Genomic DNA, 12,001 nt, shown 5'->3' on the forward strand with positions numbered 1-12,001 from the left:
TATTTGCAGATAGTCATGACTCCCATCACTGCCGGCCTTCCCCGAATCCTGTCCATCGAAGACGACCTTGTGCTCGGAGCCTACGTTCATGAGCATCTGGACCGCAGCGGCTTCCAGGTGACCTGGTGCCAGAACGGTCAGGAAGGCCTGGACATTGCCCGCCGGCAACCATTCGACGTGGTGTTGATGGATATTCTGCTGCCGGGCCTGGACGGCCTGGCGATACTGACCCAATTGCGCCAGAGCCATTCCACCCCGGTGTTGCTGATGTCGGCCCTCGGTGCCGAGGCCGATCGCATCAGCGGCTTTCGCCTGGGGGCTGATGATTACCTGCCAAAGCCCTTCAGCATGGTGGAGTTGCGGGTGCGCATCGAAGCCATTCTGCGGCGGGTGGCACTCGACCGCCGACCGGCACCCGCAGTGCCGGCCCCGTCGATGGACAGCCTGCGTTTCGACGATGAAAGCTTCGAGGTCTTTTATGGCGAACAGGCCGGTGGCCTGACCCGCAGCGAGTATCGGTTGCTGGAGACGCTGCACCGCAGCGCCGACGAAGTACTGAGCAAAGCCTTTCTTTATCAACAGGTGTTGCAGCGCGGTTACGTGGCCCATGACCGCAGCCTGGACATGCACATCAGCCAGATCCGCCGCAAGCTCAAGGCCATTGGATATACCGAGCGCGAAGTGCGTACGGTTTGGGGCAAGGGCTACATCCTGAGCGCCGCCGATGACATGTAACTTGCCGGGCAGGCATTCGCTGTTCTGGAAACTGGCCTGTCTATTGGTCGCATTCTGTCTGCTGATGATCTGGCTGAGTTGGTCCTGGGGCCGTTACATGGAGCAACGTAACCAGTTCCTCTCCGATGAGGCCCGCGGCACCCTGTCCGGTTATGCCGCCGAAGCCGAGCAGGCATGGCAGCAGCGTCAGAGCGCCGGTATCGATGACTGGCTGCAAGGCATGCATCAGCGGGAAAAAGGCTGGGTCGGTGTCATCGGCGGTGATTTGCAGTCCTTGAGCAATCAATCGCTGACGGACAAGGAAGTCGAACGCCTGACTTTTTTGCGCGGCCTCGATTGGCCCATCCACAAGAAAGGCCGACCGTGGATGCGCATACCCTTTCCCGGTGACCCCTCCGTCGGCAGTCTGGTGATCGAGTTGCCCAAGCGCTTCGTACCCGGGCGTTACCGGGTGTTCTGGCGGGTGATCACCAACGGCGTGATTCCGGGATTGTTCACCTTGTTGTTGTGCGTCGGGCTGTATCGTTTGTTGGTGGTGCCGCTCAACAGCCTGCGTGAACAGGCCAATGCCTGGCGTGCCGACCAACTGAATGTGCGCCTGTCGAGCCGCACCACCAATCGTTCCGATGAATTGGGCGAGTTGGGCAGGGCGTTCGATCACATGTCCGAGCGCCTGCAAAGCACTGTGGCCTTGCAGCAGCAACTGCTGCGCGACTTGTCCCACGAATTGCGCACGCCTTTGAGCCGCCTGCGGGTGGCCAGTGAAAGCGAGCAGGGGCTGGAGCCATTGCGCGAACGCATCGGCCGTGAAGTCGATGGCATGCAGCGCCTGGTGGAAGACACGCTGCAACTGGCGTGGCTCGATACCGAGCGCACCCGATTGCCTGACGAAGCGATCCAGATCCAGGCCCTGTGGGAAATGCTCACGGAGAACGCCTGCTATGAAAGTGGTTGGCCCGATACGCAGTTGCAATGCACCGTAGATTCATCCTGTTGGGTTCGCGGTCATCTCAACACCCTGGCCCAGGCATTGGAAAACATTCTGCGCAATGCGATTCGGCATTCACCTGATGGTGGGGTTGTCCTGCTCGGCGGCCGGCGTGATGGAGATTTCTGGCATCTATGGCTGGAGGATCAGGGCGGCGGCGTGGCGGAAGCTGATCTGGAGCGGATCTTCCTGCCGTTCACCCGACTCGACGGTTCGCGGCCGGGGGATGGTGGATTTGGGTTGGGCTTGAGCATCGCCCGAAACGCGGTGCAGCGTCAGGGCGGGCAGCTTTGGGCGCAGAACACCGGGACCGGGTTGCGCCTGAACATGCGGTTGTTTGCGGATGATGGCGATGGCAGTGCTGACGCCATCGCGAGCAGGCTCGCTCCTACATTGAGCGTGTTCCAACCACGAAGCGTGTGATCACCCCGGCACCCTGTGGGAGCGAACTTGCTCGCGATGAGGCCCTCATGTTCACCGCAAAACATCTGCTTATTCCCATAAGCCATAAGCACCGCACTTTGCGTGATATGGCCTGGGAACGTTTGCCGGTATGATAGGCCCCCCCGCAGTCTGGATTGCGAATACGCCATGACCTTGCAGTACCCAACCATCGCCGATTGCGTCGGCAACACTCCGCTGGTCCGTTTGCAGCGCCTGCCCGGCGCCACCAGCAATACCCTTTTGCTCAAGCTCGAAGGGAACAACCCGGCGGGTTCGGTCAAGGACCGTCCGGCGCTGTCGATGATCACCCGCGCCGAGCTGCGCGGGCAGATCCACGCCGGCGATACGCTGATCGAGGCGACCTCGGGCAACACCGGGATCGCTCTGGCCATGGCCGCTGCGATCAAGGGTTACAGGATGATCCTGATCATGCCCGACAACTCCAGCGCCGAGCGCAAGGCAGCCATGACAGCTTATGGCGCCGAGCTGATTCTGGTCAGCCAGGAGCAGGGTATGGAAGGCGCCCGTGACCTCGCGCAGAAGATGGAAGCCGAAGGCCAGGGCAAGGTACTGGATCAGTTCGCCAACGGTGACAACCCCGAGGCGCACTACACCACCACCGGCCCGGAAATCTGGCGCCAGACCCAGGGCACCATCACCCATTTCGTCAGCTCCATGGGCACCACCGGCACCATCATGGGTGTGTCGCGCTACTTGAAAGAGCAGAACGACAACGTGCAGATCATCGGCCTGCAACCGATGGAAGGCTCGGCGATCCCGGGGATCCGCCGCTGGCCTCAGGAATACCTGCCGAAGATCTACCAGGCTGACCGCGTGGACCGGATCGTCGACATGGCGCAAAGCGAAGCCGAAGACGTGACCCGTCGTCTGGCCCGCGAAGAAGGCATTTTCTGTGGTGTGTCCTCGGGCGGTGCCGTGGCGGCAATGCTGCGCCTGTCCAAAGAAGTTGAAAACGCGGTGATCGTCGCGATCATCTGCGACCGTGGCGACCGTTACTTGTCGACCGGCATTTTCGACGCGCCCAACTGATGGCCAAACATGAAAGAGGCCTGCGCTTCCAGCCCACCGGCGGCAGCAAGGCCCCGCAAGTCCCGACCGGCAAAAAGCAGCGCCTGACCATCGAGCGCCTGGCCAATGACGGTCGCGGTATCGCGTTTTTCGAAGGTCGCACCTGGTTCGTCATCGGCGCATTGGCCGGTGAAGAGATCGAGGCGCGCGTCCTCGGTGCCCACGGCAAAGTGGTCGAGGCGCGCACCGAACGGGTGTTCAAGGCCAGCGAATTACGCCGCCCTGCACCGTGCGCCCATGCCGGCCGCTGTGGCGGTTGCAGCGTGCAGCATCTGCCCCACAACGAACAGCTTGCCCTGAAACAGCGCATGCTCGCCGAGCAGTTGTCGAGAGTCGCGGGCGTCGAACCCGATGAGTGGGCAGCGCCATTGAGCGGTGCGGAGTTCGCTTACCGCCGTCGCGCCCGCGTCGCGGTGCGCTGGGACATGAAGGCAAAAAAACTCGAAGTCGGTTTCCGTGCCGCTGGCAGCCAGGACATCGTGGGCATCGATGACTGCCCAGTGCTGGTACAGCCCTTGCAACCGATCATGGCCCGCTTGCCGGAGATGCTGCGGCGCTTGAGCAAACCCCAGGCACTCGGGCATGTGGAGTTGTTCAGCGGCTCGACGCTGGCGGTGTTGCTGCGGCACATGGCGCCGTTGTCCGATGCCGACCTGACGATCCTCAAGGAATTCTGCGCGTTCCATGAAGCCCAGTTGTGGCTGCATGGCGATGGCGAACCACAACCGGTCGAGGCCGATCAGTCGTTGGGCTATCGTCTTGAACAGTGGGACCTGGAGCTGGCATATCGTCCCGGGGATTTCATCCAGGTCAACGCCGCCGTCAACGAAGCGATGGTCGCCCAGGCACTGGACTGGCTGAAGCCGACAGCGGATGAGCGCGTACTCGACCTGTTCTGTGGCCTGGGCAACTTTGCCTTGCCGCTGGCCAAGGCCGCTCGTGAAGTGGTGGCGGTCGAAGGCGTGCAGGTGATGGTCGATCGGGCCGCGGCGAATGCGGCCAGCAATAATCTGCATAACGCGAAGTTTTTTCAGGCCGATTTATCGCAGCCTTTGACGGGCGCCGAATGGGCCGCCGAAGGCTTTTGTGCGGTACTCTTGGACCCACCGCGTGACGGTGCTTTCGAGGTTGTGCGCAAGCTCAGGAGCCTGGGCGCCGAACGTTTGGTGTATGTGTCGTGCAACCCTGCAACTCTGGCGCGCGACACGGTCGAATTGATCAAGCAGGGCTACCGGTTAAAACGTGCCGGGATTCTCGATATGTTTCCTCAAACGGCACATGTCGAGGCCATGGCGTTATTTGAAGCGAGCTAGGATGCTCGTCTGGTCCGACTGGCCCGCCCGTGCAGCCGCGCACCCAGCCCGACGTGGGCGCACCGGCAACGAAGGTCAGCGATTTGACGCATTGAATCTGCGTCGTAGGGAAGGTAAGCAAGATGGTACAGGTGAGAGCACACCAGCCGATCAACACCGACGGCAGTATCAATCTCGAGGCTTGGCTCGATCATGCGGTCAGTGTCGATCTGGCACTGGATCGCGAAGCCTTGAAAGAGGCCTGCGAGTACGCTCGCGAGGCCGAACAACAAGCCAATGCGGCACAGAATCTGTGGTCGGAAGGTAACTCGACTTTCCGTACAGGGCTTGAGATCGCCGAGATCCTCGCCGATCTCAAACTCGACCAGGACTCTTTGGTCGCCGCGATCCTGTATCGAGGCGTGCGCGAAGGCCAGATCAAGTTGCCGGCCGTCAGCCAGCGCTTCGGTCCGGTGGTGTCCAAGCTCATCGACGGCGTGCAGCGCATGGCCGCGATCAGCGACAGCCTGAGTCCGCGAAAATCCCTGGTGCTGGGCACCCAGGGCCAGGTGGAAAACCTGCGCAAGATGCTGGTGGCCATGGTTGACGACGTTCGCGTCGCCCTGATCAAACTGGCCGAACGCACGTGCGCGATCCGTGCGGTGAAAACCGCCGACGACGAAAAACGCAACCGTGTGGCCCGTGAAGTCTTCGACATCTACGCGCCGCTGGCCCATCGCCTGGGTATCGGTCATATCAAGTGGGAACTGGAAGACTTGTCCTTCCGTTACCTTGAGCCGGACCAGTACAAGCAGATCGCCAAGTTACTCCATGAGCGGCGCCTGGATCGCGAGCGTTTCATCAGCGACGTGATGAGCCAGCTGAAAAACGAACTGCAGGCCACCGGCGTCGATGCCGACATCAGCGGCCGGGCCAAACACATCTATTCGATCTGGCGCAAAATGCAGCGCAAGGGTCTGGAGTTCAGCCAGATCTATGACGTGCGTGCCGTGCGCGTGCTGGTGCCGGAAATGCGCGACTGCTACACCGCGCTCGGCATCGTCCACACCCTGTGGCGGCACATCCCGAAAGAGTTTGACGACTACATCGCCAACCCGAAGGAAAACGGCTACCGCTCGCTGCACACGGCGGTGATCGGGCCCGAGGGCAAGGTGCTGGAAGTGCAGATCCGCACCCACGCCATGCACGAAGAGGCCGAGCTGGGGGTTTGCGCACACTGGAAGTACAAAGGCACCGACGTCAAATCCGGTTCCAATCACTACGAAGAGAAAATCTCCTGGCTGCGCCAGGTGCTCGAATGGCACGAAGAACTGGGCGACATCGGTGGCCTGGCGGAACAGCTGCGGGTCGACATCGAACCTGACCGGGTCTACATCTTCACCCCGGACGGTCACGCCATCGACCTGCCGAAGGGCGCGACCCCGCTGGACTTCGCTTACCGCGTGCACACCGAAATCGGTCACAACTGCCGCGGCGCCAAGATCAACGGGCGCATCGTTCCGCTCAACTACAGCCTGCAAACCGGTGAACAGGTCGAGATCATCACCAGCAAGCACGGCACCCCGAGCCGTGACTGGCTGAACCCGAACCTGGGTTATGTCACTACGTCGCGGGCACGGGCGAAGATCGTTCACTGGTTCAAGTTGCAGGCTCGCGACCAGAACGTCGCGGCCGGTAAAACCTTGCTCGAGCGCGAACTCAATCGCCTCGGCCTGCCGGCGGTGGATTTCGACAAGCTGGCCGACAAGGCCAACATGAAAACCGCCGAAGACCTGTTCGCCGCCCTCGGCGCCGGGGATTTGCGCCTGGCGCAACTGGTCAACCTGGCGCAGCAACTGGTCGAGCCGGAGCGTGGCAACGAACAGCTTGAACTCATACCACGCAAGGCCACCGGCTACAAACCGGGCAAGCGCGGCGACATCCAGATCCAGGGCGTCGGCAATCTGATGACCCAGATGGCCGGCTGCTGCCAGCCATTGCCGGGTGATGCCATCGTCGGTTACATCACCCAGGGCCGCGGCGTGAGCATTCACCGCCAGGACTGCGCCTCGGTGTTGCAACTGAGTGGGCGCGAGCCGGAGCGGATCATCCAGGTCAGCTGGGGCCCGGTACCGGTGCTCACCTATCCGGTGGACATCATCATCCGCGCCTACGACCGTTCCGGATTGCTGCGGGACGTCTCGCAGGTTTTGCTCAATGAGCGGATCAACGTGCTGGCGGTCAACACCCGTTCGAACAAGGAGGACAACACCGCGCTGATGTCCCTGACCATCGAGATTCCGGGGCTGGATGCATTGGGGCGGTTGCTGGGGCGGATTTCGCAGTTGCCGAACATCATCGAAACCCGGCGTAACCGGACGCCGTGAGACGAGCGGGCTTTTACTGTAGGAGCGAGCTTGCTCGCGAAAAACCTGAGGGCGACGCGTTCATTCAGACAGTACGCGTCATCGTTAACGTCCATCGCGAGCAAGCTCGCTCCTACAGAGAGCAGGTAGAGACAGATTGATGCATTCACTTGAAGATTTATTGCACCTGATGAACCGCCTGCGCGACCCGCAGTACGGTTGCCCGTGGGACATCAAGCAAACTTACGCCACGATCGTCCCCCACACTCTGGAAGAAGCCTACGAAGTCGCCGACGCCATTGAGCGCGGTGACTTCGATCACTTGCAGGGGGAGCTCGGCGACTTGTTGTTCCAGGTGGTGTATTACAGCCAGTTGGCCCGGGAAGAAGGGCGCTTCGAGTTTGAAGGTGTGGTCGACAGCATCACCCGCAAGCTGATCCGTCGTCACCCCCATGTGTTCCCTACGGGCGACCTCTATGCACCGCTGGATGTCCCGCGCCTCAGCGAAGAGCAGGTCAAGCAGCGCTGGGAAGAGATCAAGGCCGAGGAGCGCGCAGAGAAGTCCTGCGCGCCCGAGCAGCTGTCATTGCTCGATGACGTCCCCGCCGCATTGCCGGCGTTGTCACGTTCGGCAAAATTGCAAAAGCGCGCGGGGCAGGTCGGGTTCGACTGGCCGGACGCCTTGCCGGTGCTCGACAAAGTGCGTGAAGAGCTTGATGAAGTCCTCGAAGCCATGTCGGAAAATGATCCCGAGGCCGTGGCCGAAGAGATCGGTGACCTGCTGTTTTCCGTGGTGAATCTGGCGCGGCATCTCAAGGTTGATCCGGAAACCGCACTGCGGGGTGCCAACGGCAAGTTTGAAAGACGCTTTCGTTTTATCGAACAGGCATTGCGCGACACCCGCCGTCCCATGGAAGATTGCACCCTCGAAGAGTTGGACGCCTTGTGGGGCGAAGCCAAACGTCAGGAAAAGAATTTGCCCAGCTGCGGTTGAGCAGTGGCCTAAGTGAGTAATAAGCACCATGAGCATTTCCCTTCGCGACCAGTTGCTCAAAGCAGGGCTGGTCAACCAGAAGCAGGCCAAGCAGGTCAGCAAAGACAAGCAGAAACAGCAACGCCTGGCCCACAAAGGCCAGATCGAGCTGGATGACTCCCAGCAGCGCGCGGCACAGGAAGCCATGGCCGAGAAGGTCAAGCGCGACCAGGAGCTCAACCGCCAGCAGCAGGAAAAGGCTGAGGCCAAGGCCCGTGCCGCGCAGGTCAAGCAATTGATCGAAGTCTCGCGCCTGCCGAAATTGACGACCGAGGATTACTACAACTTCGTCGACGACAAAAAGGTCAAGCGCATCTGCGTCAACACCCTGATGCGCAACAAGCTCAGCAGCGGTTCGCTGGCCATCGTGCATCACGCTGGCGGCTACGAAGTGATTCCGCGCGAGGCGGCATTGAAGATTCAGGAGCGCGACCCGCAACGCATCGTGCAACTGAATGTGCAGACCGAAGAAGTCAGCGTCGAGGACGATCCGTATGCGGCCTACAAGATCCCTGATGATCTGATGTGGTAATCGCTCCTCTTCCATTACATGTTTGTTAGTACATTGCTGGATTAATGAATTGAACCCGAAAGATCGCGTCGATACGATCTCTCGGGTTTTCTTTTGCCCGAAATATTCTCAGGGGAGAGAACTAATGGAATGAAATTAAATGAATAAGGATATTGTCAATGCTGGTAAGTATCGCCTCGTTACGCCAACCCACTTTTAAATCGCAGCTTTCACAGCCGCGACAACCCGATCAATCCATTCACGATTATCTGGACGACGAGCTTGTCGCACGAGCGGAGCTTGTGCGCCGAAAGATCAAGATCGCTGCGAAAGCTGCTCGCGACGATCACGGCAGGCCCGCGTGCGTTTTCGTAACCCTGCCTGAGTTTTTCTGGAACATTCCCTGGCACGAAGTCCGTAATGAACAGGAGCTTCACGAACTGAACTCTGCTTATCTGACGAAGGTGACCGAGTGTGTGACGCTGTTGATAAGTGATCTGCCAGTGCAGCGCTACGGCAAGATCGTTTTATTGGCGGGAAGTTGTGCGACGCTGATCAAGGTGGGAGAGGGGGAGTCGAGCTATTACGATGTCATTAATTATGTGCTCACAATTTCCAATAAGGAATATGAGGTCGACATGCCGCTGATGTCGATGTGGCCGAAGCGTTATGTGTCAGGAATTGATTTTGGAAGACATGTAGGCTCGGAAGACGGGTACTGGTTTTTCAAGTTGTTCGATGAGGTTGTGGTACGGGTAAAGAAGGTCAGTAGTGTACAGGCCGAGCACAGTTACTTTGGTGGCTACGAAGGAATATTTATTAATAGTCTTGTAGTGGGTTGCCCATTCGGTATCAACTTGTGCCTCGATTATGCGGTGTTGAAAGACGGTGAACGGGACAAGGAGGTTGAACTGGCGGGGGCAAAAATCGATTTTCTGATTGCCTGTGGAATGGACTTCGATTACGGCAAGCGCCATCTATCTTCGCTTCAGTTTGCCGTCCGCAATGACGGCATGGGCGATGGTGAGTGCGAGGTGGTGAAACTTGAGGCGGGCTGGATCGTCGGTGTTGTTCCTTCGTTGGTGATCGACGACTCCCTTCATTTAGCGGCCATTCAGATTGCCTGAGCCGCGTGCTCCGGTTGCAGCCTGCCCGTGCGGGAAGGGGCAGGCTGCACGGTGGTGGAGTCTGTCTTCAACCGGTTGCGAGCTCGCGGTTGCGCTCGAGCATTTCCAGTTCGGCCCTGTAGTTTTGCGCGTCGATCTCGGAGTGGAACATCCCGACCAGCAGGTCTTGTTGATGCACGTCCCAGATCCGGATACCGGCGGCTACACCCTCGTGGGATTTATGTGAATCGTCGCGTTCAGTTACTTTTACAGTCATCTGCTAGCTCCAATCTCTGTTATCTGCAGCAAGGCGTGTGCAGGTCTCTGTTATATGTTTTGTTAGCTTGCTAAGTAAATAACTGAGTTTGGTAAGGGTTTTTTGCAAAAATGGAAACAGTCCTGCAGCCCGCGGAATCCGCGACATTCAGTCGCAGGGCGTTAAGTTTCATGACAAAAGCTTCATCTTCAGAACGCACCGCAGACCCTTGTAGGAGTGAGCCTGCTCGCGATAGCGGTGGGTCAGTTACCAGTGATGTCAACTGGAATACCTCTATCGCGAGCAGGCTCACTCCTACAGAGGATTTGTGTATGTCTTGAGGTTTTTCTCAAGGCAAAAAAAACGCCCCGAACCAGTCGGGGCGTTTTCATGTGCGACTCAGCAGCGGGAAATTACTTACCTTCCCAGCGCTTCAGTACCAAAGTGGCGTTGGTGCCACCGAAGCCGAAGCTGTTGCTCATCACGGTGTTGATGGTGGCGTTTTCGCGGGTCTTGGTCAGCACCGGCAGGTCGGCCACTTCAGGGTCCAGCTCGTCGATGTTGGCGGAGCCGGCAATGAAGTTGCCTTCCATCATCAGCATGCAGTAGATCGCTTCGTGAACGCCGGCAGCGCCCAGGGAGTGACCCGACAGGCTCTTGGTGGAGCTGATGGCCGGAGCCTTGTCGCCGAACACTTCACGCACGCCTTTCATTTCCGCGACGTCGCCGACCGGGGTCGAAGTGCCGTGGGTGTTCAGGTAGTCGATCGGGGTGTCGACGGTGGACAGCGCCTGCTGCATGCAGCGGATCGCGCCTTCGCCGCTCGGGGCAACCATGTCGTAGCCGTCGGAGGTCGCGCCGTAGCCAACGATTTCCGCGTAGATCTTCGCGCCGCGGGCCAGAGCGTGTTCCAGCTCTTCAACCACGACCATGCCGCCACCGCCGGCGATGACGAAGCCGTCACGGTCTGCGTCGTAGGCACGGGAAGCTTTTTCCGGGGTGTCGTTGCGCTTGCTGGACAGGGCGCCCATGGCGTCGAACAGGAACGACTGGCTCCAGTGCTCTTCTTCACCGCCGCCGGCGAAGACGATGTCCTGCTTGCCCATCTGGATCTGTTCCATGGCGGTACCGATGCAGTGAGCACTGGTGGCGCAGGCAGAAGCGATGGAGTAGTTCAGGCCCTTGATCTTGAACGGCGTGGCCAGGCAAGCGGAAACGGTGCTGCTCATGGTCCGCGTTACGCGGTATGGGCCGACGCGCTTGACGCCTTTCTCGCGCAGGATGTCCAGCGCTTCCATCTGGTTCAAGGTCGATGCGCCACCGGAGCCGGCGATCAGGCCGGTGCGCGGGTTGGAAACCTGCTCTTCGGTCAGACCGGAGTCAGTGATGGCGTCTTTCATGGCCAGGTAGGCATAAGCTGCCGCGTGGCCGACGAAGCGATAGATCTTGCGATCGATCAGTTCTTCAAGGTTGAGGTCAATGGAGCCGGAAACCTGGCTACGCAGACCCATTTCGGCATATTCCGGGTTGAACCGGATGCCAGGGCGGCTTGCACGCAGGTTAGCGGAGACGGTCTCTTTGTCATTGCCCAGGCAAGAAACGATGCCCAGACCAGTGATAACGACGCGGCGCATGCGGATAACCCTTAGAAGTTGTCAGTGGAGGTGAACACGCCGACCCGGAGGCCTTCGGCGGTGTAGATTTCGCGACCGTCGACAGTGACCGAACCGTCGGCGATGGCCAGGTTCAGCTTGCCCTTGAGGACGCGCTTGATATGAATGTTATAGGTGACTTTCTTGGCGGTCGGCAGGACCTGGCCGAAGAATTTCACTTCGCCCGAACCCAGCGCACGGCCACGGCCCGGCAGGCCTTGCCAGCCCAGGAAGAAGCCGACCAGTTGCCACATGGCGTCGAGGCCCAGGCAGCCCGGCATCACCGGATCGCCTTCGAAGTGGCAGGCGAAGAACCACAGGTCCGGATTGATATCCAGCTCGGCGACCAATTCACCTTTGCCGTACTTGCCACCTTCTTCGCTGATCAGAGTGATGCGATCAACCATCAGCATGTTCGGGGCGGGCAGTTGCGCGTTACCAGGGCCGAACAGCTCACCGCGACTGCAGCGCAGCAGATCTTCCCGGGTAAAGGCGTTTTGTTTGGTCATGCGAGCTCCTCAATAGTCCC

11 protein-coding genes are annotated in these 12,001 nt (G+C 59.6%); 8 read left to right on the top strand and 3 right to left on the bottom strand.

All coding sequences use genetic code 11. The annotated features are described in order from the left end of the window. The first annotated feature begins 15 nt into the window (after positions 1-15). From KGB20_RS12995 to KGB20_RS13030, 8 genes are all read left to right on the top strand, one after another. Positions 16-735: a response regulator transcription factor gene (locus KGB20_RS12995; RefSeq protein WP_223532412.1), complete on the top strand. Its 720-nt coding sequence runs from the start codon at positions 16-18 to the stop codon at positions 733-735. After that, positions 725-2,146 carry a sensor histidine kinase gene (locus KGB20_RS13000; RefSeq protein ID WP_150812157.1) on the top strand — a complete coding sequence of 474 codons (1,422 nt, stop codon included), beginning with the start codon at positions 725-727 and terminating at the stop codon, positions 2,144-2,146. Before KGB20_RS12995 ends, KGB20_RS13000 begins: the two co-directional genes overlap by 11 nt. 168 nt (positions 2,147-2,314) lie before the next feature. After that, positions 2,315-3,217, top strand: coding sequence for a cysteine synthase CysM (gene cysM / locus KGB20_RS13005; protein WP_150812158.1), 903 nt, complete (start codon positions 2,315-2,317; stop codon positions 3,215-3,217). Beyond that, a complete protein-coding gene (rlmD, locus tag KGB20_RS13010; RefSeq protein WP_150812159.1) occupies positions 3,217-4,569 on the top strand; it encodes a 23S rRNA (uracil(1939)-C(5))-methyltransferase RlmD in 1,353 nt (450 codons plus the stop codon). Before cysM ends, rlmD begins: the two co-directional genes overlap by 1 nt. Positions 4,570-4,691: 122 nt before the next feature. Continuing rightward, positions 4,692-6,935 (top strand): GTP diphosphokinase, encoded by a 2,244-nt coding sequence (relA, locus tag KGB20_RS13015; RefSeq protein WP_090457279.1) that lies wholly within the window; start codon positions 4,692-4,694, stop codon positions 6,933-6,935. A gap of 139 nt (positions 6,936-7,074) precedes the next feature. Next, positions 7,075-7,908 (top strand): nucleoside triphosphate pyrophosphohydrolase, encoded by an 834-nt coding sequence (gene mazG, locus KGB20_RS13020; RefSeq protein ID WP_150812160.1) that lies wholly within the window; start codon positions 7,075-7,077, stop codon positions 7,906-7,908. 28 nt (positions 7,909-7,936) lie between these two features. Further along, the gene (locus KGB20_RS13025) at positions 7,937-8,479 is read left to right on the top strand and encodes a DUF2058 domain-containing protein (RefSeq protein WP_008051468.1); all 543 of its coding nucleotides are present in this window, start codon (positions 7,937-7,939) and stop codon (positions 8,477-8,479) included. A gap of 158 nt (positions 8,480-8,637) precedes the next feature. Then, positions 8,638-9,585, top strand: a complete 948-nt coding sequence (locus KGB20_RS13030) for a hypothetical protein (protein WP_150812161.1) — start codon at positions 8,638-8,640, stop codon at positions 9,583-9,585. 67 nt (positions 9,586-9,652) lie between these two features. Here the strand turns inward: KGB20_RS13030 and KGB20_RS13035 are convergent, their stop codons facing one another. The 3 genes from KGB20_RS13035 to fabA form a co-directional block, all read right to left on the bottom strand. Next, positions 9,653-9,841, bottom strand: coding sequence for a hypothetical protein (locus tag KGB20_RS13035; RefSeq protein ID WP_057713661.1), 189 nt, complete (start codon positions 9,839-9,841; stop codon positions 9,653-9,655). 392 nt (positions 9,842-10,233) lie between these two features. Next, a complete protein-coding gene (gene fabB / locus KGB20_RS13040; protein ID WP_007974551.1) occupies positions 10,234-11,454 on the bottom strand; it encodes a beta-ketoacyl-ACP synthase I in 1,221 nt (406 codons plus the stop codon). An 11-nt stretch (positions 11,455-11,465) separates the two neighbouring features. Then, positions 11,466-11,981, bottom strand: coding sequence for a 3-hydroxyacyl-[acyl-carrier-protein] dehydratase FabA (gene fabA / locus KGB20_RS13045; protein WP_003227150.1), 516 nt, complete (start codon positions 11,979-11,981; stop codon positions 11,466-11,468). Positions 11,982-12,001 lie beyond the last annotated feature (20 nt).

The organism is Pseudomonas sp. BF-R-30 (assembly GCF_019956175.1).
GTDB lineage: Bacteria > Pseudomonadota > Gammaproteobacteria > Pseudomonadales > Pseudomonadaceae > Aquipseudomonas > Aquipseudomonas jessenii.